The 21,281-nt window shown below is 69.9% G+C and carries 24 protein-coding genes; 14 read left to right on the top strand and 10 right to left on the bottom strand.

Annotation, left to right across the window (positions count from 1 at the left end):
• Nucleotides 1-2: 2 nt before the first annotated feature.
• From OX958_RS25495 to OX958_RS25485, 3 genes are read right to left on the bottom strand one after another with little or no spacing between them, the layout of a single operon-like run.
• Entirely contained in the window at nt 3-917 is a 915-nt protein-coding gene (locus OX958_RS25495) for an ABC transporter ATP-binding protein (RefSeq protein WP_270131957.1), read from the bottom strand.
• On the bottom strand, nt 914-1,834 hold the full coding sequence (locus tag OX958_RS25490) for an ABC transporter permease subunit (protein ID WP_270131956.1): 921 nt from the start codon (nt 1,832-1,834) through the stop codon (nt 914-916). The genes OX958_RS25495 and OX958_RS25490 overlap by 4 nt, the downstream gene beginning before the upstream one ends.
• Nucleotides 1,827-2,726: an ABC transporter ATP-binding protein gene (locus tag OX958_RS25485; RefSeq protein WP_270131955.1), complete on the bottom strand. Its 900-nt coding sequence runs from the start codon at nt 2,724-2,726 to the stop codon at nt 1,827-1,829. The genes OX958_RS25490 and OX958_RS25485 overlap by 8 nt, the downstream gene beginning before the upstream one ends.
• A gap of 121 nt (nt 2,727-2,847) precedes the next feature.
• Here OX958_RS25485 and OX958_RS25480 point away from each other — a divergent pair, with 121 nt between their 5' ends.
• Complete coding sequence (locus OX958_RS25480; protein ID WP_270131954.1) at nt 2,848-3,738, top strand: GNAT family N-acetyltransferase; 891 nt, start codon at nt 2,848-2,850, stop codon at nt 3,736-3,738.
• Nucleotides 3,739-3,822: 84 nt separating this feature from the next.
• Nucleotides 3,823-4,710: a GNAT family N-acetyltransferase gene (locus OX958_RS25475; protein ID WP_270131952.1), complete on the top strand. Its 888-nt coding sequence runs from the start codon at nt 3,823-3,825 to the stop codon at nt 4,708-4,710.
• Here the strand turns inward: OX958_RS25475 and OX958_RS25470 are convergent.
• Together OX958_RS25470 and fabG are read right to left on the bottom strand one after the other, a co-directional pair.
• Complete coding sequence (locus OX958_RS25470) at nt 4,707-5,159, bottom strand: MaoC family dehydratase (protein WP_270131951.1); 453 nt, start codon at nt 5,157-5,159, stop codon at nt 4,707-4,709. The two genes, OX958_RS25475 and OX958_RS25470, sit on opposite strands and share 4 nt — an antisense overlap.
• Nucleotides 5,160-5,168: 9 nt before the next feature.
• Entirely contained in the window at nt 5,169-5,927 is a 759-nt protein-coding gene (gene fabG / locus OX958_RS25465; protein ID WP_270131949.1) for a 3-oxoacyl-ACP reductase FabG, read from the bottom strand.
• Nucleotides 5,928-6,029: 102 nt separating this feature from the next.
• Between fabG and OX958_RS25460 the strand changes: the two genes are divergently transcribed.
• Genes OX958_RS25460 through OX958_RS25445 form a run of 4 tightly spaced genes read left to right on the top strand, consistent with a single transcriptional unit; the run spans nt 6,030 to nt 7,761 of the window.
• Complete coding sequence (locus OX958_RS25460) at nt 6,030-6,461, top strand: acyl-CoA thioesterase (RefSeq protein WP_270131947.1); 432 nt, start codon at nt 6,030-6,032, stop codon at nt 6,459-6,461.
• Nucleotides 6,461-6,877 carry an acyl-CoA thioesterase gene (locus OX958_RS25455; protein ID WP_270131945.1) on the top strand — a complete coding sequence of 139 codons (417 nt, stop codon included), beginning with the start codon at nt 6,461-6,463 and terminating at the stop codon, nt 6,875-6,877. Before OX958_RS25460 ends, OX958_RS25455 begins: the two co-directional genes overlap by 1 nt.
• 13 nt (nt 6,878-6,890) lie before the next feature.
• Nucleotides 6,891-7,310, top strand: a complete 420-nt coding sequence (locus tag OX958_RS25450; protein ID WP_270131944.1) for a globin — start codon at nt 6,891-6,893, stop codon at nt 7,308-7,310.
• A gap of 22 nt (nt 7,311-7,332) precedes the next feature.
• Nucleotides 7,333-7,761, top strand: a complete 429-nt coding sequence (locus OX958_RS25445) for an OsmC family protein (RefSeq protein WP_270139144.1) — start codon at nt 7,333-7,335, stop codon at nt 7,759-7,761.
• 53 nt (nt 7,762-7,814) lie between these two features.
• On the opposite strand, the gene OX958_RS25440 is transcribed toward OX958_RS25445, so the two are convergent.
• Nucleotides 7,815-8,183: a hypothetical protein gene (locus tag OX958_RS25440; RefSeq protein WP_270131942.1), complete on the bottom strand. Its 369-nt coding sequence runs from the start codon at nt 8,181-8,183 to the stop codon at nt 7,815-7,817.
• 147 nt (nt 8,184-8,330) lie between these two features.
• Between OX958_RS25440 and OX958_RS25435 the strand changes: the two genes are divergently transcribed.
• Together OX958_RS25435 and OX958_RS25430 are read left to right on the top strand one after the other, a co-directional pair.
• Entirely contained in the window at nt 8,331-10,700 is a 2,370-nt protein-coding gene (locus OX958_RS25435; RefSeq protein WP_270131941.1) for a tetratricopeptide repeat protein, read from the top strand.
• A 9-nt stretch (nt 10,701-10,709) separates the two neighbouring features.
• Nucleotides 10,710-11,633 carry an aminoglycoside phosphotransferase family protein gene (locus tag OX958_RS25430; protein WP_270131939.1) on the top strand — a complete coding sequence of 308 codons (924 nt, stop codon included), beginning with the start codon at nt 10,710-10,712 and terminating at the stop codon, nt 11,631-11,633.
• 14 nt (nt 11,634-11,647) lie between these two features.
• Here the strand turns inward: OX958_RS25430 and OX958_RS25425 are convergent, their stop codons facing one another.
• Nucleotides 11,648-12,250: a DUF642 domain-containing protein gene (locus OX958_RS25425; protein ID WP_270131938.1), complete on the bottom strand. Its 603-nt coding sequence runs from the start codon at nt 12,248-12,250 to the stop codon at nt 11,648-11,650.
• Between the two features lie 101 nt (nt 12,251-12,351).
• Complete coding sequence (locus tag OX958_RS25420) at nt 12,352-13,080, bottom strand: mechanosensitive ion channel family protein (RefSeq protein WP_270131936.1); 729 nt, start codon at nt 13,078-13,080, stop codon at nt 12,352-12,354.
• A 204-nt stretch (nt 13,081-13,284) separates the two neighbouring features.
• On the opposite strand from OX958_RS25420, the gene OX958_RS25415 reads away from it, so the two are divergent.
• Nucleotides 13,285-14,325, top strand: coding sequence for a hypothetical protein (locus OX958_RS25415; RefSeq protein WP_270131935.1), 1,041 nt, complete (start codon nt 13,285-13,287; stop codon nt 14,323-14,325).
• Between the two features lie 10 nt (nt 14,326-14,335).
• Here the strand turns inward: OX958_RS25415 and OX958_RS25410 are convergent, their stop codons facing one another.
• Nucleotides 14,336-15,835 carry a glycerophosphodiester phosphodiesterase gene (locus OX958_RS25410; protein ID WP_270131934.1) on the bottom strand — a complete coding sequence of 500 codons (1,500 nt, stop codon included), beginning with the start codon at nt 15,833-15,835 and terminating at the stop codon, nt 14,336-14,338.
• A 210-nt stretch (nt 15,836-16,045) separates the two neighbouring features.
• Between OX958_RS25410 and malQ the strand changes: the two genes are divergently transcribed.
• The 5 genes from malQ to OX958_RS25385 all read left to right on the top strand — a co-directional run bounded on the left by malQ (nt 16,046) and on the right by OX958_RS25385 (nt 20,349).
• Nucleotides 16,046-18,163 (top strand): 4-alpha-glucanotransferase, encoded by a 2,118-nt coding sequence (gene malQ, locus OX958_RS25405; RefSeq protein ID WP_270131933.1) that lies wholly within the window; start codon nt 16,046-16,048, stop codon nt 18,161-18,163.
• A 145-nt stretch (nt 18,164-18,308) separates the two neighbouring features.
• On the top strand, nt 18,309-18,944 hold the full coding sequence (locus OX958_RS25400) for a lytic polysaccharide monooxygenase auxiliary activity family 9 protein (protein ID WP_270131932.1): 636 nt from the start codon (nt 18,309-18,311) through the stop codon (nt 18,942-18,944).
• Between the two features lie 141 nt (nt 18,945-19,085).
• Nucleotides 19,086-19,589, top strand: a complete 504-nt coding sequence (locus OX958_RS25395; protein WP_270131931.1) for a hypothetical protein — start codon at nt 19,086-19,088, stop codon at nt 19,587-19,589.
• 96 nt (nt 19,590-19,685) lie between these two features.
• Nucleotides 19,686-19,964 carry an aa3-type cytochrome oxidase subunit CtaJ gene (gene ctaJ / locus OX958_RS25390; RefSeq protein WP_270131930.1) on the top strand — a complete coding sequence of 93 codons (279 nt, stop codon included), beginning with the start codon at nt 19,686-19,688 and terminating at the stop codon, nt 19,962-19,964.
• Complete coding sequence (locus OX958_RS25385) at nt 19,951-20,349, top strand: DUF5130 family protein (RefSeq protein ID WP_270131929.1); 399 nt, start codon at nt 19,951-19,953, stop codon at nt 20,347-20,349. Before ctaJ ends, OX958_RS25385 begins: the two co-directional genes overlap by 14 nt.
• A gap of 55 nt (nt 20,350-20,404) precedes the next feature.
• On the opposite strand, the gene OX958_RS25380 is transcribed toward OX958_RS25385, so the two are convergent.
• The gene (locus OX958_RS25380) at nt 20,405-21,271 is read right to left on the bottom strand and encodes a hypothetical protein (protein ID WP_270131928.1); all 867 of its coding nucleotides are present in this window, start codon (nt 21,269-21,271) and stop codon (nt 20,405-20,407) included.
• Between the last annotated feature and the right edge of the window lie 10 nt (nt 21,272-21,281).

Genomic DNA, 21,281 nt, shown 5'->3' with positions numbered 1-21,281 from the left:
CGTCAGCGCCTTCCGACGAGGTAGGAGAAGACGCTCTCGAGCGACTCGTCGGTCGGGGCGACCTCGAGCAGCCGGATGCCGAGGTCCCGCGCCAGTGACGGCACGATCCGGCTGAACCGCTCGAAGTCGACCACCTGCACCTGCAGCGAACCGCCGTCCAGATCGGCGCCCGACGTACAGGGATCGCCGATCAGGGCGGACGCCAGCCGGCGGTCGTCGGAGGAGCGCAGCCGGTAGAGCACCGGCCGGTCGGTCATCAGCGTGCGGATCGCGCGGTAGTCACCCGAGGCCGCGTGCCGCCCGGAGACGACCACCTCGATGTGGGTCGCGACCTGCTGCACCTCCTCCAGGATGTGCGAGCTGAACAGCACGGTCCGGCCGGCCGCGCCCATCTGGCGCAGCAGTTCCATCAAGTGCAGCCGCTGGCGCGGATCCATTCCGTTGAAGGGCTCGTCGAGCAGCAGCACCGACGGCTCGTGCACGAGCGCCGCCGCCATCTTGATCCGCTGCTTCATCCCCTTCGAGTACGTCGAGATGCGGCGCCCCGCCGCGTCCTCCATCGCCACCGTGGCGATCGCCCGGCCCGTCGCGGCACCAGGATCGGCCAGACCCTGCAACTCGGCGTTCGCCAGCACGAAGGCCGAACCGGTCAACGTGTCGTAGACGGCCTCGGTCTCGGGCACCAGCCCGATGTGCCGGTAGGAGCCCTCGTTGCGCCAGACCGGTACGCCGTCCAGCGTCACGGCGCCCGTCGACGGGGGGAGGAAGCCGGCCATCATCGTGATCAGCGTCGACTTGCCGGCGCCGTTCGGGCCGAGCAGTCCGGTGACGCCGGGGCCGATCGTCATCGTCACGTCGTTGACCGCGACCACGTTGCCGTACCAGCGGGAGACCTTCTCGATCCGGATCACGCTCATCCGCGGGCCACCTTCGCATAGCGCGTGTTGACGCCCCAGACGCAGGCCGCGACCAGCGCGACGTACACGGCGGCGAAGACCAGGCCCTGCGCGGTGGTCGGCTGGAAGCCGGTGCCACCGCGCAGGATGAAGGTCTGCAGCACGTCGACCAGGGTGAACGGCGAGCCCAGGTTGGCGTAGCGGGCCGCGGTGGTGACCGGCTGCTCGGGGTCGGGGCTGAGGATGGCGGTCGTGGTGACGACGGCGGTGAAGGAGACGATCAGGACGGCGATGATCGCGGCGACGGCGAAACCGCGCCGCGGGGTCGCGGCGGAGATCAGGCCGCCGATCGCGGCCAGCAGGATCGAGAGCAGCAGGGCCGCGACGATGCCGCCGAGGAACTCCTTCGTCATGTCGGTGAAGTCGAACTTGGCCAGCAGGGCCCCGGCGTACAGGATCACCAGCGGCAGGCCGATCAGGATCATCAGCGCCAGCACGAGCGCGGTGAGCTTGGCCAGCGCGTAGTCCGTGCGCCGCAGCGGCCGGGCCAGGTAGAGCACGATCGAGCGGTAGCGCAGGTCCCGCGAGAACAGTTGCGGTGACTGGGACGCCAGGTAGAGCGCGATGACGGCCTGCAGGAAGGAGATGTACTGCACCGGGGTCAGCGGCGGCTCCTCGAGCTTCATCGCGGTCTCGATGCCGACGATGATCGCCACCGGCACCACCATCACCGCGAGCAGCAGGATCGGCATCACCTTGGACTTGCCGGACCGGCCGAGCCCGTAGGCGTGCCGCAGGCTCGACACCACCAGCGCCTGCCAGATCGCGAACCGGCCGAGGCGCGGTCCGTCGTAGTGCCGGTAGCCGATGTCGTGGATGACGCCGGCCCGCTGCGGTGCTCCCGGCGGCGGCTGCGGGGGCTCGAGCTGGTCAGACACTGAAGACCTCTTCCAGACGGTGCCGGTGCTGTTCGACCCGGACCAGCCCCAGGCCGAGGTCGGCGACCGCGTCGCGGACCAGGTCGTACGTCTCCTCGCCGGTGATCTCCACCAGCACCAACGGGCCCTCGGCCCGCGCTCGCGCACCGGCCCGCTCCAGCGCGGCACCCAGCCGGTCACGCCCGCTGAGATCGCGTACCTCGACCGCCAGTACGCCGGTCTCGCCGGTCAGCGCGGCCTTGGACTCCGACCGCAGCAGCCGGCCACCGTCCAGCACGATGATGTGGTCGCAGACGTGCTCGAGCTCGCCGAGCAGGTGCGAAGTGATCAGCACGGGGATGCCGAACTCGGTCCCGATCCGGCGGACCAGTGTCAGCATCTCGTCCCGCCCGGCCGGGTCGAGGCCGTTGGTCGGCTCGTCCAGCAGCACGAGCTGAGGATCGTGCACCAGCGCCTGCGCGAGCTTCACGCGCTGCTTCATACCGGTCGAGTAGCCGCCCATCGGGCGGTAGCGCGCCTCGTCCAGGCCGACATGCCGCAGTACGTCGGCCGCTCGCTCCCTGGCGGCCGTCGCGGGCAGCCCCGACATCTGCGCGAGATGCACGGCGAACTCCGTCGCCGAGACGTCGGGCGGCAGGCAGTCGTGCTCGGGCATGTAGCCGACGAGAGCACGGACCGCCTCGCCGCCGGTGACCACGTCGTGTCCCAGCACGATGGCGCTTCCGGCGGTCGGGGCGATCAGTCCGAGCAGAATCTTCAGCAGGGTCGACTTGCCGGCACCGTTGGCTCCGACCAGTCCGGTCACGCCGGACCCCACCTCGACAGTCAGCTCGTCCAGGGCCGTCACACGCGGGTATCGCTTGGTCAACGACGTGGTCGCGATAACGGGCACCGGGCAACCCTAATGCCCACCTCGCTCCGGACAGAATCACAGCCGTCGCACAGCTGTTGCGATCGCGTTCCAACTGCTAATTGCGTGGCCGCCGAGAGGTGTCGTCGCTAGGGTCGCGGGCATGCGGATCAGGAGGGCGACGCCGGACGACGCCGAGGCGGTTTCGCGGTTGCGGCGGGAGATCTACTCGTACTCCGTGGTGTCGCCGGCCGCCGCGCGGCACCTGATCACGGTGCACGCACCGGGCGAGCGGTTCCTGGCCCTGGTCGCGGAGGACGGTGATCAGCTCGTCGGCTGGGGATCGGCCGGGCTGAACGTCTGGACCAGTGCGGCCGGTCAGAGCGGGCTCTCGATCTCTGTGCGGCCCAGCCATCGGCGGCAGGGGATCGCCAGTGCCCTGGCCGAGCAGTTGCACGAACATCTACGGGCGATCGGAGCCAGCCGGGTGCGGAGCTTCGCGACACCGGACGGCCTGCTGTTCGGCACCGAGCTCGGCTATGTGCCTTCGCGTGAGCTGCATTATTCAGGGGTCGATCCGCGAGTGCTGCCCGAGCAGCCGGTCACACCGGAGGGAATCCGGATCGTCACTCTCGACAGGCTGGAACCGCGGCAGGTTTACCTCGCTGACACGACCGCGTCGCTCGACGAGCCGGGGGACTCACCGCTGGACGCGGTGAGCTACGACGACTGGCTCGCCGAGGTCTGGGAGTCGCCCGGATCGGACCGGTCGCTGAGCATCGCGGCGATGGCCGGTGACGTGGTGGCGAGCTTCGCGGCGATCGAGCGGGATGGTGACCGGGCCTGGTCGGGAATGACCGGAACAGTTCCGCAGTACCGAGGGCAGGGCCTGGCGAAGCTGGTCAAGTCGGTCGCCCTGCGCCGGTGCGCGGAGGCCGGCATCACCGGCGCGTTCACCTCCAACGACGACGCGAACCGGCCGATGCTGGCGATCAACGACTGGCTCGGCTACCGCCGGATCGAGACCCAGACGAGCCTGCTGTTGAACCTTTGATCTCTGTAACGTTTACAGGTGTCCAGACCAGTTCGGTGCTGACCGTGGGTATGTTCCGGAGAACTTCGCGGAAGGAACCTCGAGATGGAGATCAGACCTGCCCGAGCCGACGACGCCGACGGCGTGGTGGCACTCTTCGAACTGGTCGAACCGTGGTCGGTGACCACCACGGAGATCCTGCGGGCCGGCCTCGCCCGGCACGCCGGCTCCACCACCCGCACCTCGATCGCCGCGATCGAGGACGGCCGGCTGGCCGGCTGGAGCTCGTCCCAGCTCACCGCCGGCTCCGATCCGCCCAGCGGCGAACTCCGGGTGATCGTGCATCCGCAGTACCGCAGCCGTGGTGTCGGGACCGAACTGGTGGAGCGGTCCCATGCGCGGCTGAAGGCGGCCGGCGCCCTGAGCGTCCGCGTCTTCGCGGAGCCCGCGTCGCGGGAGTGGGCTTCTCGCTGGGGCTACCGGCAGACCAGACAGGTGCACTACGCGGGGATCGAACCGCGGCTGGCGCCGGAGCTTCCCGCCGTACCGGACGGGGTGCGGCTGGCGCCGCTGACCGAGGTCGATCCGCAGCTCGCCTACCTGGCCGATGAAGTTGCCCAGCGCATCAAACCTGGGGACGCGAGGATCAGCGGCCGCCCGTACGACGACTGGCTCGCCAACGTCTGGCACGCACCCGGCATGATGCTCGACCTGGGTGTCGCGGCGCTGCAGGACGGCCAGGTCGTCGCCTTCACCCGTGGGGTCGGCAGCTCCCTGAAGATCTGGTCGACCATGACCGCGACGATGCCGGGCCACCAAGGCCGCGGCCTGGCCAAACTCGTCAAGTGCGCCGCGCTGCACCGGGCCGCGGCGGCCGGGGTGGTCCGTGCGTTCACGGCGAACTACGACGGCAACGAACCGATGCTGGCGGTCAACACCTGGCTGGGCTACCGCCGGACGGCGACCCACTCGGTGCTGGTCTGCCCGCTCTAGCGAACCAGCAGGACGACCGTCTCGGCGACGCAGGCAGGCTTGGTGGAGCCTTCCAGCTCGATCACCCACTGCAGGGAGATCTGGACGCCGGCCGGGGTTTCCTGGGCGCCCGCGATCGACGCACTGGCACGGATCCGGCTGCCGACCGGGACCGGACTGGGGAAGCGGACCTTGTTGACGCCGTAGTTCAGCTTCGCCGTGACGCCCTCGATCGACAGCAGTTGCTCGCCGAAGTGGGCGATCAGGCTCAGCGTCAGGTAACCGTGCGCGATGGTGCCGCCGTACGGGCCCTTGGCGGCGCGGTCCACGTCGACGTGGATCCACTGGTGGTCACCGGTCGCCTCGGCGAACTGGTTCACCTGCTCCTGGGTGATCTCCAGCCAGGCGGTCTCACCCAGCTGGGTGCCGACCGCGTCGACGACCTCGTCCACACCGGTGAAGGTCTGCATGTCCAGCTCCTAGTTACGGGGTCCGCCGGCGACGTACAGGACCTGACCGGAGACGAAGCCGGACTCCTCGCTGCAGAAGAACGACGCGGCGGCGGCGATGTCCTCGGGCTTGCCGGTGCGGTTCACCGGGATGGTGGCGGCGGTGGCCTTCTTGAACTCCTCGAAGTCGACACCGACCCGGGCCGCGGTGGCCGCGGTCATGTCGGTCTCGATGAAGCCCGGGGCGATCGCGTTCGCGGTGACACCGAACTTGCCCAGCTCGAAGGCGAGGGTCTTGGCCAGGCCCTGCAGGCCGGCCTTCGCGGCGGCGTAGTTGGCCTGACCGCGGTTGCCCAGGGCCGAAGTGGAGGACAGGAAGACCATTCGCCCGTAGCCGGCCTCGACCATGTGGGCCTGGCAGGCCTTCGACATCAGGAAGCTGCCGCGCAGGTGCACCGACATCACGGTGTCCCAGTCGTCCTCGGACATCTTGAAGAGCAGGTTGTCGCGCAGTACGCCGGCGTTGTTCACCAGGATCGTCGGCGCGCCCAGCTCGGCCACCACCCGCTCGACCGCAGCGGCCACCTGGTCGGACCTGCTCACGTCACAGCCGACCGCGATCGCCTTGCCACCGGCCGCGGTGATCGCGTCGACGGTGCCCGCACAGGCTGCCTCGTCCAGGTCCAGGACGGCGACGGCGTTGCCGTCGGCGGCGAGCCGCTGCGCCACCGCGGCGCCGATTCCCCGGGCCGACCCGGTCACGATCGCCACGCGCTGCTGCTCGCTCATCCGCCTGCTCCCTGTGTGTGTCTCTTCGTGTCCGTGGTGTCTCGGGATGACATTACCCACGTTCGGTCACGGCCGCTGCGGTCCGGATGCGATGATCGCCGTGTGGCTCATCACAACCGGCACGACTACCTGTGCCCGCTCCGCTGGGGCGACATGGACGCCCTGGGCCACGTCAACAACGGACGCTATGTCGACTACCTGCAGGACGCGCGCGTCGACTTCCTGTTCCGGACCGCCAAGGAGCTCGGCGCCGGCAACCTGGAGACCGGTCTGCTGGTCGCCCGGCACGAGGTGCAGTACCGGCGGCCGCTGGTCTTCCGGCCCGAGCCGGTGCACATCGAGCTGTGGATCAGCGAGATCAAGGCGGCCTCCTTCCTGGTCGACTACGAGATCCTCGACCTGGCCGCGGACGGCACGCGGACGACGTACGTCGAAGCGCGCACCCGGCTGGTCCCGTTCGATTTCGCCGCCAACCGCCTGCGCCGGATCACCCCGGTCGAGCGGACGGCGCTGGAGAAACTGGTGGGCTGCTGATGTTCACCCATCCCGTCCTGGTCCGGTGGTCGGACATCGACTCCTACGACCACGTCAACAACGTCCGGTACTTCGACTACTTCCAGGAGGCCAGGATCCTGTTCCTGGCCCAGCTGGTCGGGGTCAGCGGCGACTACTTCGCGCAGTACCCGGTGGTGCTGGCCAGCCAGACGGTCGACTACAAGCGACCGGTGCTGCTGCGGCAGCCGCCGTACGACGTGGACGTGTGGGTCGAGGCGGTCGGGACGACGTCGTACACGCTGGGATCGCGGATCGTCGATCGCACCGCGGCCGGCGAGGAGGTCTACGCCACGGCGGTGTCGGTGCTGGTCGCCGTCGACGGCTCGACGCACGCCAAACGCGAGCTCCTTCCGGCGGAAAGGGAAGCCCTCGTCCGGCACGTTTCGGCGGCTTGAGACACTGGCAGGGATGAGCGAGCCGAAGAGTTTCTACGAGGCCGTGGGCGGGGCCGACACCTTCCATCGGCTGGTGGCTGCCTTCTACCGCGGCGTCGCCACCGACCCGGAGCTGCGCCCGATGTATCCGGAGGAGGATCTGGGCCCGGCCGAGGTGCGGTTCCGGATGTTCCTGGAGCAGTACTGGGGAGGTCCGCGGACCTATTCCGAGCAGCGCGGGCATCCCCGGCTGCGGATGCGGCACAATCCGTTCGCCGTCACCCCCAGAGCCCGGGACCGCTGGCTGCATCACATGCGGACCGCGCTGGACGAGCTCGAGCTGGACCCGGACCGCGACCAGGAGATCTGGACGTACATGGTGATGGCAGCGCAAAGCATGGTGAACACCGACGAACCGACCTACCCCGGCGCGATCGACGTGTCCGGCAACTGAGTTCCAAGGAGAGATGACGAGCATGGCAACAGTTCGTACTGCCAAGGCCCACTGGGAAGGCTCGCTGCTGGAGGGCGCCGGCCAGGTCGCCCTGGAGTCGTCCGGGATCGGCACCTACGACGTGTCCTGGGCCTCCCGCGCGAACGAGTCGGACGGCAAGACCAGCCCGGAAGAGCTGATCGCCGCCGCCCACTCGACCTGCTTCTCGATGGCGCTCTCGCACGCGCTGGCCGGCGCCGGCAACGCGCCGGAGTCGATCGACACCACCGCCGACGTCACCTTCCAGCCGGGTGAGGGCATCACCGGCATCAAGCTGTCGGTGAACGGCAAGGTCCCCGGCCTGACCGCCGACGAGTTCGCCCAGTTCGCCGAGGACGCGAAGAAGAACTGCCCGGTCTCCCAGGCCCTGACCGGTACGACGATCACGCTGGACGTCACCTTCACCGCCTGATCTTCCGCACCGTTCCGGCGCCGGCTCCGCGAAGGCCGGCGCCGGAGGTGTGTTCAGACCCGGCAGCGGTTCGACTCGTGCCGGACGACCGTGTAGTACATGTTGGGCTCGTGGACCCAGCCCTGGGTGGCCTGGCCGCTGATGTTGACGAACCACCAGATGTTGTTGGCCTCGTTCTTCGCCCAGCAGTGCAGCGCGACCCCGGCGGGGCCGGTGCCGCGGACGCTGCAGGAAGCATTCGGGCCGGAGCGGATCGGGGCGCCGGAGTTCAGCGAGTTGAACCCGGACGACAGGTTCTGGTGGTTGGTGCTGCCGGTGCAGTCCGCCAGCGTTGCCGCGGTGGCCGTGGTCGGGCCGACCAGCGCGGTGGCCGCGACACCGCCGGCGATGACGAGCGCAGGCAAGATCTTCGAGGTGTTCAAGAGGGGTTCCCTTCACGTGCAGGTCAAGACTGACGCCGCGGACGCTAGCCAGCCCGCACGGCGGACGGGACGACTTCCGATCGAATTCGATCGCTCGCCGGTGCAGTCCGGGCGCCGGAGCTCGCCGGGGCATAGAGTTCGGGCAACGTGAGCATCGATCGTTCCCGGCCGACCGTCGCCGGACAGGCTGCTGTGCCCACCGGTGTCCGGACGCTGAGCGATCTCAGCGTCGGACTCGAGCGGCTGCGGTCGGCGGCGGGGATCTCGTACCGCGAACTGCAGCGCCAGGTGGCGCAGCTACGCCAGGACCGCGGCGCGCAGCCGGTCGCGTACGAGACGGTCTACCGGTGTCTGCAAGCCGGCCGGCGGCGTCTCGACGTCGACCTGGTGGCCGACATCGCCACGGCGCTCACCGGAGATCCTGCCGGGGGTACGGCGTGGCGCCGGGCGTACGAGTCCGTCGTCGACCAGCTCAGCGACGAGCGGATCGTCGAGGTCGTCCCGCAACTGCCCGCGGTCCGGACGACGTTCGTCGGCCGGCAGGACGAGCGGAGCCGGTTGAGGCGCAGCGCCGACAACGGACCGGCCGTGCACCTGATCGACGGTATGCCTGGCGCGGGCAAGAGCTGGCTGGCCGGCCAGGCCGCTCAGGACGCGGCGCAGGAACTGCAGCCCGACTTCGTCGCGTTCGTCGATCTGCGCGGGTACGACGCCGTCCGGCCGCCGGCGGACCCGGGCGCGGTGCTTGGTGAGCTCCTCCGGCTGCTGTCCGTCCCGGTGGCCCAGCTCGCCGGTCTGGACACGCAAGCGCGCTCGACCTTGTTCCGCGAGAAGCTGGCAGACCGCCGGGCTGTGCTGGTGCTCGACGACGCGGCCGGCGACGATCAGGTGCTCCCGCTGCTGCCTGGCACCCCCGAGTCGATCGTCTTCGTGACCAGCCGGGTCCGGATGGAACGGATCGTCGGGACCCGGCAGACGATCGGGGTGCTGCCCGCGAAGGACTCGGTGGAGGTTCTCCGCCGGCTGATCGGCCGCGAGAACGACAACACCGACGACAGCGACGATCTCGGCGTACTGGACCGGCTGGCCGAAGCGGCCGCGCATCTGCCCCTGGCGCTGGCGCTGGTCGGCTCGCGGGCCCGCGACCGGCCGGACTGGACGCTGGCCGACCAGGTGGATCGCCTGGTCGAGAGCGCCCGGGTGCTGCGGATCGAGAAGGGCGTCGAGTTCGCGCTCGACCTCTCGTACCAGGCTCTGGATCAGCCCGCGAGGGCGATGCTGCGGGCTCTGAGCCTGCATCCCAACCGGCGGATCGACACCGGAGCGGCCGCCGCGCTGGCGGAGCTGCCGATCGACCGGGCCGCGGCGTGCCTGGACGCCTTGCTGGCGGCCAATCTGGTCAGCAGCGGCACCGAGGACCGGGTCGAGGTGCACGACCTGGTGCGGATCTTCGCCACCGGCCGCGCGCTCGACGAGGACCCGCCGCTGCAACGGGCCGAGGCCGCGTTCCGGCTGGCGACGTACTACACCGCCACCGCGGCGCACGCCATGGACGTGTGGAAGCCGGGCGCGATGGAGCTGTGGAAGCCGGGGGGTCAGGTCTCGGTCGCCTCCGACGGAGTCGCGGTGGCATCCTTCACCACGCCGGCGCAGGCGCTGGCCTGGCTGGACGCCGAGCGGAGCGCGATGGTCGCGTTGGCCCTCGGCGATCAGCCGTGCGCGAGTGGTCCGACCGCGCTGACGCTGGCGGAGGTGCTGAACCAGTACTTCAGGATCCGGGGCCACTACCGCGAGGCCGAGATCATGTACGCCCGCGGCGCCCGCCAGGCCACCGGGGCCAGGCGCGGCCGGCTGCTGATGCGGCTGGCGGGCATCCGGGGCTCTCTCGGTCTCTACGAGCAGGCGATCGCCGACGCCCGGGAGGCCGAACAGATCGGCCGGTCCGCGAACGACGTCAGCCTGGAGGCCGGCGCGCTCACGAACCTCGGCATGATCGCGCGCTCCCGGAGCCGGTGGGCGGAGGCGAACAGGAGGTACCTGCGGGCGTTGAGCATCGTCGACGGTACGGACGACCTCTACCTCCGGGTGCTGGTCCGCACCAACCTCGGCGGGCTGCGGCGCCGGCAGGGCCGGCCGGACGAAGCGATCACCTGGTTCCAGCAGGCGCAGGCGCTGGCCGACTCGATCGAGCACAACGAGCATCAGGCGCTCGGCGCGCGCGCCGGGATCGCGGATGCGCTGGAGGATCTTGGCCGGACCGACGAAGCGCTCGAGCACGCGTCGCAGGTGCTGGTCGAGTCCCGCGCGAACGGCCTGGTGTTCATCGAGGTGGAGGCGCTGGCCCAGATCGCCCGGATCACCAGCCGGTCCGGCTCGCCCCGCGAGGCGCTCGAGCTGCATCTGACCGCGCTACGGCTGGCCCGGGACAACCAGCACCAGCGGGACATCATCACCGATCTCGAGCGGGACCTGGCCGAGACCCGTGAAAGGCTCGGACGCGACGACACGGCACGCTAGGAGCATTCTTTGAGTGGGACACCGGATCTGGGACCCGTACCGAACCGCGTCACCGTCGAGGTGGAGCAGGTACGCCGCCTGGTCGCGGCGCAGTTCCCGCACTGGGCCGGTCTGCCGATCGAGCCGGTGGCCAAGGGCGGTTGGGACAACTGGACCTTCCACCTCGGGCCGGACAAGCTGCTGCGCCTGCCCAGCGCCTCGGAGTACGCGCAGGCGGTCGAGAAGGAGCATCGGTGGCTGCCAGAGCTGGCTGGTCGGCTGCCCCTGCCGATCCCTGTTCCGCTGGCGATGGGGACGCCGAGTCCGGCGTACCCGCACCCGTGGTCGGTCTATCGGTGGATCGATGGCGTGACCGCGTCCGCCGACCGGATCGCCGACCCGGTGGGCTTCGCGGTCGAGCTGGCCGGGTTCCTGGCCGCCTTGCAGGCCGTCGATGCGGCCGATGGTCCGCAGCCGGGGGTCCACAACTGGTTCCGGGGCGGCACGTTGCGCACGTACGACGCGAACGCCCGGCGCCAGCTCGGCGTACTGGCCGGCCGGCTCGACGCTGAGCTGGCTCGGGAGATCTGGGCGGCCGCGCTCGACGCGCGCTGGGACGGTGTGGACCGCTGGTTCCACGGGGACATCGCGCCGGGGAACCTGCTGCTCCAGGACGGGAAGCTGGCCGCCGTCATCGACTTCGGCACCTGCGGCGTCGGCGATCCGGCCTGCGATCTCGCCATCGCCTGGACGTTGCTGACCACCGACGGCCGTAGGGCGTTCCGGGACCGCTTGCAGGTCGACGACGAGTCCTGGGCGCGGGGGCGTGGCTGGGCGCTCTGGAAGGCGGTCGCGATCTGTTCCGCCACCTACGACGATCCGGCGGACGCCGCGGAGTACGCGGGTGCCCGGCGAGTACTCGACGAGATCTTCGCCGAGTACTCGGCCGGGTAGCAGTGCGGTCGCTGTCAGCCGATCCGGTTGACCGTCGAGGCCGAGGCCGGACAGATGATCAGCAGGCAGCTCTCGACCTTCACGTCGTCGATGACGGCCCCCCACGCGGACCCCGAGGTGCCGGCGAACGCGAGCACCGCCGACGACGACAGCAGGTTGGTGAAGTAGAAGCTGCGGTAGGTCCAGCCCATGGCGGAGTTGTTCTTCCCGGCGATGCTGAAGGTGAAGCTGTCCACCTGCTGGCCGTTGACGGCGACGTTGCCGCTCTTCACCACCGGCGCGCCCTCGGGATTGCCGGCGACCGCGAAGCTGACCTTGTACGTCGTCAGCAGTTGCGTGGGCAGGGTCCGGGCGACAGTGCCGTCGTTCGATCCGTTGAGGTCGAGCGACTGCCGCCCTTCGGCATCCGTCCAGTCGGTGGTCAGGTCGACGCCACCCGACGTCACCTGCCAACCGTCGAACTGCTGCCCGGCGACGTAGCTGGCGAACTCGACCGAGAGCACCGGCTTCTCGAATCCGTTGGCGAACACCGGAGCAGCTGCGGCTGGTGTCGCGGTGAGGGCGACGAGCAGCGTGGAAAGCGCGACCAGCAAGGTCGTACGGCGGTACTTGGGCATGACGAAGCCTCCAGGCAGGTGGACGGACGGGTCCTGCTCTCCAGGCTACGGTCACGCTCCGCAGTCGGTCTGCTACAACGGCGTGGGTCGGGCGATTGAGTTCACTCGCGGGGTTCGTGGCCGCCCGCCGGGTGAACTGCCGCGGAGGTGGCAGCGGGAGTCGTGGTGCGGGCGGGTGGCTCTTCGGCCGGGTGCTCGAGGTGGGTGACGCCGTCGGCCGCTTCGGCGGCGCTGCCGACGCCGGTGGTGGAGGTGGTGGGAGCGTCGGGGTCGCGGGTGGTCAGGTTGCCGACGCGGAGGACCTCGCCGTTGCGGACGTACCAGGTGGTGCCGTCCTCGCCGCGGAGGCGGGTGACGCGCAGGCCGACGGCCTCGACGACGCCGGTCGCCTTCTCCATGTCGACGAGGTCGCCGACGCCGTACTGGTCCTCGAAGATCATGAAGACGCCGGCCAGGAAGTCCTTGACCAGGGTCTGGGCGCCGAAGCCGAGGGCGACGCCGATGATGCTGGCCGAGGCGACCACCGGGAGGATGTTGAAGCCGAGTTCGGCCAGCACCATCACCACCAGGACGGCGGTCAGCACGATCGTCACCGAACTGCACAGCAGGGAGGCGATGGTCTCGGCGCGCTGGCTGCGGCGTTCGCTCATCAGGGTCTGTTCGACGAACTCCTGACCGCGCTTCGACCGGGCCAGGACGACGGCCACGGCGCCGTTGCCGGTCCGCCGGGCGAACCGGCGGATCGCCTTGTGCAGCAGCCAGCGGACGACGAAGAAGGCGACGATCAGACCGAGGACCCGGGCCGGGACCATGATGATCTGATCGGTCATTTCCAGCTTCCCGTCGTTGCCTCTACGGAAGAACGTCGGGAAGGTGTCCGGCACGGAAAACAGGGGGTGACTGAGCAGGGACACGGGGTAACTGAGCAGAATAGGCATCTCGCCGCCCTACTGTAGTGGCTGCGTTGCGAGGATCCGGACGCCAGGATCTCCGCACTTTCCGAACCGGAGATGCGCGAGGAGGAACGAACGGATATGCCGAGCCGGCTGGACGACGAGCTGAGCAGGCTGGTGTCCGCGGGGGTGCTGCGCCCGTACCAGGCCGAGGCCCTCCGCACAGCCGCCGAAGCGGATGCCGAACCGCTCCGTGCCGATGACGCCGCGATCCCGCCGGGCACCGCCCGCGATGCGACCACGTCCGGCGCGGACAGCGCGGCACCCAGAACTTTCCGGACGCCGCCCGCCGCCACCCACTCGTCCGCGCTGACCGAAGTCCTCGGCTACATCGGCGGCGCGCTCCTGCTCGGCGCGGTTGCGCTGCTGACCGTGGCCAACTGGGGAGGGATGGGCCACGCCGAGCGGATCACCATCGGCACCACCGCGGCGGTGGCCCTGCTGGGAACGGCTGTCCTGCTGGCGCTGGTCGGGCGGCGAGAGCAGTTGAGTTCGGCGCTCGCGTCACTCGGCTGCTGCGTCGCGGGGTTCGCCACCTACGTCGCGGTCGAGGGGGAGACCGGCCGGATCGCCGGGGTCGCGGTGGCGCTCACCCTCGCGGTGGCCGGGATCTGGTGGCTGGCCGGATCTTCGTTGCTAGTGGCAACTTTTGCGATCCTGGCCGTCGGTGTGCTGGTGATCACCGCCGACGTCCTCACTCCGGACAACGCCGAGTCGGCCAACTCCGCCGGGATCGCCGGCACCGGCTTCATCCTGGTCGCGTTCGTGATGGCGATGATCGGCCTGGTCCGCGACCAGGTGACCGCCTGGTCGCTCGCCGGTGCCGCCATGTTCAGTTCCTCGGTCTGCTGGCTCATCCAGGAGCGGGGCGAGGTGATGGCCTTGGCAGTCGGTACTGCGGGCCCGGCCGCGCTCCTGGTCGCCTACGGGCGCCGCGACGTGTCCGCGTACGCCGTGGTCGGCTGTTCGATCCTGCTGGTCATCTGGCCGATCTCTCTCTACCAACTGACCGACAACGTCGCGGGAGTCGCAGTCGGTCTCGTAGTGGCCAGTACCGCGCTGCTGATCGCCGTGCTCGTGCTGACTCGCCGCCAGCGCGGCCTGGTGGAGCCACGGCCGTAGCTGCCCGCTGTCAGGGCGTGCGGGTGACTTTGAGTCCCCGGAGGGCGAGGCTGCCGTCAGTGGATCCTCGGCCGATGTGCAGATAGCCGCCGCGGAAGGACTTCTCCACGACAGTCACCTTCGCCGGTTGGTCCAGCCGCCTCCAGGTGAGTGTGGTGGGCGTGACGTCCAGGCGGAACTTCATCCACTCGCCCCGGAACACCGCCGCGGTCTTCTTGACCCCCAGTTTGATGCCCGGCCGGTTGCCGACGCGGTGGGTGTAGAGCCCCAGTTCGCCGTTCGCCTGCAGGATCGCGTGGTAGCCGTTGGAGGCGCCGAGGCGGTGCTCGTAGTACTCGTCGTCGGCGTGGGCGAAGGCCAGCGTCAGGTTCGCGAGCGGATCAGCAGGCAGTACGGAGTACGACGCCTGGAACTCCACCGTGTAGGCGGGTGACGTGATCGGGCCCAGGTGGCCGAGAGTGAGGAAGTGTTGCGTGCCCACCGCGCCGAGGCCGATGGTGCCGCCGCGTCCCCAGGCGATGGCGAACCTGTCGTCGTACGGGTCCCGCGTGAGCTCACCGGGCACCAGCGCGCCGGAAGCCCATTGGTCGGTGGTCGCCTGCGCCGTCTTGCCGAGCAGGTAGCCGATGTTCGACGTGACCGCGCCCTGCATCCCCAGCGCGCGGTAGTGTTTGACGTCCGAGCGGCGGTGCAGCGGGTAGGGCCAGACCGGGATGCCGGTCGCCACGACGGCGTCGACGAGCGGCGCCGCCAGATAGCCACCGGGCCCCGAGTTCGGTACGACGATCGCGTCCGTGCGCGGCGACAGTTGGCCGGCAACCGCCTGGATCGTCTCCGGTGTCATCTCCTGCGGCGAGGTGAAGTAGGCGAACACCCCGAGACCCAGCGACTTCGCCTCGGCGATCCGCCGGCTCTTGAAGTACGTCTTCACCAGTACCGACTGCTCCAGCCGGTACTTCGAGACCATCGCCATCATCGGCGCGTGGGCGCGATCGTCCTTGGCCTCGACCGCCAGGATCACCCGGCCGCCGAACTTGCGCAGGACGTCCTCGAACAACGGCACCCTGACCTTGGCCTGCGTCCAGCGCGGACCCAGCCGCGGCACCTCGAGCCAGCCCGCCGCGAGGGCGGTGTAGGTCGTGGTGCGCAGGTTCCCCTTGAGGTTGGTGGTCCGGTCCAGGGTCAGGTCGTGCAGGCAGACCAGGACGTTGTCCGCGGTGATGCCGACGCTGATCTCCATCGCGGGAGCACCCCAGGCGACGGCAGCGTCGTACGACTCCATGCTGTGCTCGGGGAACACGTCACCGGCGCCCCGGTGGGCGACCAGATACTTGTCGCCACGATCCGCGACCCAGTCGGTGAGGCTGTAGTCACCCAGCAGAGGTTCGGACTTGACCGGCTCCTGGCGGCAACCAGTGGCCAGCGAGCCGACAGTCAGCGCGCCCAGCAACCCAAGGGTCGTACGGCGGCTGATGCCACTGCTTCGGTCGTGCGGCCGCAACTCGTCCATCCGGGCCCCCTCTTGCGAGCGCAAGTCCCCCCTGCGCCGAACCTTCTCCCGAAGAGTAAGCGCACCGGCCCGTCCTACGGCAGGGGCCGATGCAGGGTCGTGACGCAACGCGAACGGGCAGTGCCGGATCGCCTGCGTGCCGTGACGTTCGAGGGGCCTACGGCGCGCGGCGTTGGGACCCAGCGGCCGACATACGGCAGACTCGCACGCGTGACTGCTCCCACTCCAGCCCTTGTCGAGCTAGCCGTCGCGCATGGAGTGGCGACCGAGTACTGGGACTGGCGAGGCAAACACGTACAGGTCTCGTCCGAGGTCGTCTCTGCTGTGCTCGCCGCGCTCGGTGTCGACGCGTCCACCCCTGAGCGCGCCGCCGATGCGCTGGCCGATCACCAGCAGGCTCGCTGGCGTCGCACTCTGCCTGCCACGGTGGTGATGCGGGCCGGGTGGACGCCCTGGTTCGCGGTGCACCTGCCGCACGGCTCCACCGCCGAGGTGTGGGTGGATCTGGAGGACGGCGGCCAGCGTCGTGACATCCCGCAGCAGGAGCACTGGGTCGAGCCGGAGTGGGTCGACGGCGTACGGGTCGGCGAAGCGACGTACCAACTGCCCGGTGACCTTCCGCTCGGCTATCACCGGCTGTGCGCGCGGATCGGCAGCAATCCGGAGATCTCGGTCGGCTCGCTGACCGTCACGCCACAACGGCTGGAGCCGCAGAAGCTGGAGCGGACCTGGGGCTGGGTGCTTCAGCTGTACTCCGTGCGCTCCCGCAGGTCGTGGGGGATCGGCGACCTGCACGACCTGGCCGACCTGGCCGCGTGGTCGGCCAACGACCTGGGTGCCGGCTTCGTGCTGATCAACCCGCTGCACGCCGCCGAGACCGCCGGCCGGATGGAGCCCTCGCCGTACCTGCCGGCCTCCCGGCGGTTCGCGAACCCGCTCTACCTGCGGATCGAGGACATCGACGAGTACGGCGACCTGGCGCCCGCCGAGCGGGACCGCGTCCGGACGCTGGGCCTGCAGGCGCGGGCACTGAGCGAGGACGCGGACGCGCTGGACCGCGACACTGTCTGGGCGGCCAAACGCGAGGCCCTGCAGCTGCTCTTCGGGGTCCGGCCGTCGATAGGCCGCATCGCGGAGTACGGCTCGTACTGCGACCGGGAGGGCCAGGGGCTGATCGACTTCGCCACCTGGGCCGCGATCGCCGACGTGCACGGACCCGAATGGAGCAAGTGGCCGGCCGAGCTGCAGGACCCGGCGGCACCCGCAGTTGTTGCCTTCCGCAACGAAAATCCGGATGCGGTGGAGTTCCACTGCTGGCTGCAGTGGCAGCTCGACGACCAGCTCTGCCGGACCCAGGCGCGGGCGAAGTCGGCCGGTATGTCGCTGGGCGTCCTGCACGACCTGGCAGTCGGCGTACACCCTGATGGTGCCGATGCGTGGGCGCTCAAGCACGTACTCGCCGCCGGCATCCACGTGGGCGCGCCGCCGGACGCGTTCAACCAGCAGGGACAGGACTGGTCGCAACCGCCCTGGCGGCCGGACGCACTGGCCGCCAGTGGGTACGCGCCGTGGCGCGACCTCGTCCGGTCGGTGATCCGGCACAGCGGCGGACTGCGGATCGACCACATCCTGGGGCTGTTCCGGCTCTGGTGGGTGACGTCGCCCGACCGGCCGACCGAAGGCACCTACGTGCGCTACGACCACGAAGCGCTGATCGGCATCCTCGTCCTGGAGGCCTCCCGCGCCGACGTGGTCGTGGTGGGGGAGGACCTCGGCACGGTCGAGTCCTGGGTGCGTGACTACCTCACCGAACGCGGAGTCCTCGGTACGTCGGTGCTGTGGTTCGAGCGCGATGCCGACGGAGACCCGCTGCCGCCCGAGCGCTGGCGTGAGCTCTGCCTGGCCACCGTGACCACCCACGACCTGCCGCCGACCGCCGGCTACCTGGCGGGCGACCACGTCGAGCTACGGGACCGGCTCGGCCTGCTGACCCGGCCGGTCGCCGAGGAGCTCGCCGTGGACGAGGCGGACCGGGACTCCTGGCTCAACGCGCTGCGCGAGCGGCACCTGCTCGGCAACGCGGACGGCGACGTCGAGCGCATCGTCGAGGCGCTGCACCGGTACGTCGCGCACACGCCGGCCAAGCTGGTCGGCGTCGCCCTGACCGACGCGGTCGGCGAGCGGCGTACGCAGAACCAGCCGGGCACCACCGACGAGTACCCGAACTGGCGGATCCCGCTCGGCGGGCCGGGCGGCGTACCGGTGCTGGTGGAGGATCTGCCGAACAATCAGCGGCTCCGGCGCCTGATCGGCGTCCTGCACAGCTGACAGCGGCGGGAATACTAGCGGAATGTAAACAACTACTCACCAGCCGTTGACAATAGATTCGAACGGTTGTTATCTATTGTCAACGAAGGCGCCTTCCTTCATTCCCCTCCGCCCCCACAACCGGGAATCATGAAGGAGTGTCCGCATGCTGCGAACACGCAAACTCACCCTGGCCGGAGTCGCTGTCGGAGCGCTCGCTCTGACAGCGGCCACGTCGATCCCGCTGGCCTACGGCCACGGCTACACCACCGCACCGATCAGTCGCGCCAAACACTGTGCGAACAAGACGGTGTCGAACTGCGGTCAGATCCAATGGGAACCGCAGAGCACCGAAGGCCCGAAGGGATTCCCCGGCGCTGGTCCGGCCGACGGCAAACTCTGCTCGGCCGGCCTCGGGCAGTTCAACGAACTGAACGACCAGCGCGGTGGCGCCTGGCCGGCCACCCAGGTCAGCTCGGGCGCGAGCTTCAGCTTCAAGTGGCGCCTGACCGCGATGCACGCCACCACGGACTTCAAGTACTACGTCACCAAACAAGGCTGGAACCAGGGTGCGCCACTGAGTCGCTCGGCGCTCGACCTGAACCCGTTCCTGACCTTCCCGATGAACGGGGCACGGCCCGCCGCCGACGTCACGCACCAAGGCCGGCTGCCGAACCGGACCGGTCGGCACATGATTCTCGCGGTCTGGACGATCGCCGACACGGCGATGGCGTTCTACCAGTGCTCCGACGTCAACTTCGGCAGTTCGCTGTCCAAGACCGGTACCGACTTCGAGTTCTGATTCGAGCCGCCCCCGGCGTGGAGCCGAGCCGACTGCCCTCGGTTCGGCTTCACGCCGTGCGGCGCCCGGTGTTTCGTGAATAACTTTCCAGGGGAATTCTCTTCTTGAAACCTTCCGCCCCGAGTTTCAGGAGAGTGCCCCATGAACTCCTTCGTCCGCCGCGTCACCGTGCCGTTGACCGCCCTGCTGGTCGGCTTCCTGCCCGGCGTGCTGGTGATCGAGCAGGCCTCGGCCGTCACCAAGATGACCCATGCCCAGGCGACCGCCATCTTCAGCGCCGCCGGCATCACCTGGTCGTCCAGTGGCGGCTGCTCCGACTGGAACAACCCCACCTGCACCTCGTTCACCAACGTCAACGACAGCAGCGTGTACGGCGTCCGCACGCTGAAGCAGTCCAGTGGGTGTGCCATCCGGATCACGGGTGGCACCGAGACCGGGCATGCCGGCGGCACCTACAGCCACCGCAACGGCTACAAGCTGGACGTCGCGGTGGCGACCTGCGTCAACAGCTACGTCCGGAACAACTTCACCCGGATCGCCGACCGCGGCGACGGTGCCCAGCAGTGGCGGTCGGGCGCGGGCAACATCTACGCGAACGAGGGCAACCACTGGGACATCACGTTCTACAACTGCGGCGGCTGCTGACCCGTCGTCCCTGACCCGCCGTACCCGAGTTGTCCGTGCCCGTCCCGGTCGAGGCCCCGGGGCGGGCGCGGTCGTTCCGGGGACTAGTCTTGAGCCGTGATCACTCTGCTCTCCGGCCACACCTTGCTGGTGTTCGTCGGTATCCCGGCACTGGTCGTGGCGGTGCTGGCCCTGCTGGTCTTCGCCTCCTCGATCGCGCAGGGTCCCCGCTACCGTCCGGGCCTGTCCTGGTGGGCGCCGCCGGTCTGGATCAACGGTCCGACCCCGGCCAAGCCGAACCCGGCCAGCCTGCCGGAGCTCCCGGCCGGCAACACTCCCGCGGCCGCCGGCACCGGCGTCGCCCGTACGACCGGAGGCGCAAGTGCCAGCTGGTGACGCATTCACCCCGGAACAGCTCTACGACGTCGAGCGCGCCGTCCGGCACGCCGAGGAGGCGTCGGGCCTGCACTTCTCCGTGTACGTCGGTGGCGCCGACTCCGAGACCCGCCCGTTCGCTCTGGAACTGCTGAACGAGCTCGACGACCCGGACAACAGCGTCCTGGTGTACGTCGACCCGGCCGCACGCCGGCTGGAGATCGTGACGGGCTCCAACGCCCGGCGTCAGCTCACGGACACCGCGGCCGGCCTGGCCGCGCTGACCATGCAGACGTCCTTCGCCACCGGCGACCTGACCGGCGGCCTCGTAACCGGCGTTCAGCAGCTGGGCACGCACGCGCACCAGGCGCCGCTGCTGCACGCGGACGAACCGCACAAGCGATAGCCGGCCCGGCAGCCTGTAGGGGAAGGCGGCTGCCGCACTCCGGCTGGTGACCCGATCAGCCGGCGGCGGCCGGCTGGTGGATCGGGCAAGCGAGACTCGCGTACGCCGCCTGCGTCTTGGGTGCCTGGCAGAGGTCCAGTGCGGCCTCCGCGGTGGCGAACGGGCCGAGGTAGACCACCCACGCGTCGGACTCGGGGCTGGCCGAGCTGTCCGCGATCCCCGGGTACTGGCCGCTGAGCAGCATCGCCCTGGCCGGGACGCCGGCCGCGATCATCTTCCCGGCGAGCTGCTTGGCGAGCTTGTCGGCTTCCATCCCGGCGTCGGTCGGGTACTTGTCGATCACGGCGATCCACTGACCACGCTGGAACACGGGGGAGGCCTTGCCCGTGTTCGGTGCCGCACTGGTCGGCGGGTTCGCTGCAGCCCGCTGGGTCGTGTTGGTGACGGCAGGCGGCTTGCGATTGGCCCGGACCGTGCTGGCCGCCGCGGGTGCGGGATTCGCGCCCGCGCTCTTGGTGACCGGCACGGCGGAGGTCGGCGCGGCCACCACGGGCGGCGGGTTGCCACCTGCCTGAGGCGGAGCGGAGTCTCCGTTGGTGAGGACGAACGCGAGAGTCGCGACCACCGCGGCACCCGCGACGATCGCGGCTCCGACCGCGGTGTGGGACTTGCTGGTCTTCTTCCGGGCGGATCGCCCGGTTCGGGACGCCGCGCGCCGGCCGGCGGCCAGGCGCTCGGCCCGCTCGGCCTCGCTCTCGAGCTGGGCCCCGGAGACGTCCTTGGTCGGCACTGCGCGGCCGGCGCGGGCGGCCACCCGGCTGTCGCCGCCGTGGTTCAGTGCCCGCGCGTTCGCACGGGTCGCGGACCGGCCGGCCGAGCGCCGCGCCCGAGTCGGTCCTGTCCGGTCATCCACGTGTGTCACGACAAAGGTC

Source organism: Kribbella sp. CA-293567, from assembly GCF_027627575.1.
Taxonomy (GTDB): domain Bacteria; phylum Actinomycetota; class Actinomycetes; order Propionibacteriales; family Kribbellaceae; genus Kribbella.
Note: the sequence above shows the minus strand (reverse complement) of the source record. Positions and strands in the feature narration are given on the sequence as shown.

What these genes read in the sequence shown, in the direction of transcription:
- OX958_RS25495 (WP_270131957.1), bottom strand. Translation starts at nt 917, where the DNA reads ATGAGCGTGATCCGGATCGAGAAGGTCTCCCGCTGGTACGGCAACGTG.
- OX958_RS25480 (WP_270131954.1), top strand. Translation starts at nt 2,848, where the DNA reads ATGCGGATCAGGAGGGCGACGCCGGACGACGCCGAGGCGGTTTCGCGG.
- OX958_RS25475 (WP_270131952.1), top strand. Translation starts at nt 3,823, where the DNA reads ATGGAGATCAGACCTGCCCGAGCCGACGACGCCGACGGCGTGGTGGCA.
- OX958_RS25470 (WP_270131951.1), bottom strand. Translation starts at nt 5,159, where the DNA reads ATGCAGACCTTCACCGGTGTGGACGAGGTCGTCGACGCGGTCGGCACC.
- fabG (WP_270131949.1), bottom strand. Translation starts at nt 5,927, where the DNA reads ATGAGCGAGCAGCAGCGCGTGGCGATCGTGACCGGGTCGGCCCGGGGA.
- OX958_RS25455 (WP_270131945.1), top strand. Translation starts at nt 6,461, where the DNA reads ATGTTCACCCATCCCGTCCTGGTCCGGTGGTCGGACATCGACTCCTAC.
- OX958_RS25450 (WP_270131944.1), top strand. Translation starts at nt 6,891, where the DNA reads ATGAGCGAGCCGAAGAGTTTCTACGAGGCCGTGGGCGGGGCCGACACC.
- OX958_RS25445 (WP_270139144.1), top strand. Translation starts at nt 7,333, where the DNA reads ATGGCAACAGTTCGTACTGCCAAGGCCCACTGGGAAGGCTCGCTGCTG.
- OX958_RS25425 (WP_270131938.1), bottom strand. Translation starts at nt 12,250, where the DNA reads ATGCCCAAGTACCGCCGTACGACCTTGCTGGTCGCGCTTTCCACGCTG.
- OX958_RS25420 (WP_270131936.1), bottom strand. Translation starts at nt 13,080, where the DNA reads ATGACCGATCAGATCATCATGGTCCCGGCCCGGGTCCTCGGTCTGATC.
- OX958_RS25415 (WP_270131935.1), top strand. Translation starts at nt 13,285, where the DNA reads ATGCCGAGCCGGCTGGACGACGAGCTGAGCAGGCTGGTGTCCGCGGGG.
- OX958_RS25410 (WP_270131934.1), bottom strand. Translation starts at nt 15,835, where the DNA reads ATGGACGAGTTGCGGCCGCACGACCGAAGCAGTGGCATCAGCCGCCGT.
- OX958_RS25400 (WP_270131932.1), top strand. Translation starts at nt 18,309, where the DNA reads ATGCTGCGAACACGCAAACTCACCCTGGCCGGAGTCGCTGTCGGAGCG.
- OX958_RS25395 (WP_270131931.1), top strand. Translation starts at nt 19,086, where the DNA reads ATGAACTCCTTCGTCCGCCGCGTCACCGTGCCGTTGACCGCCCTGCTG.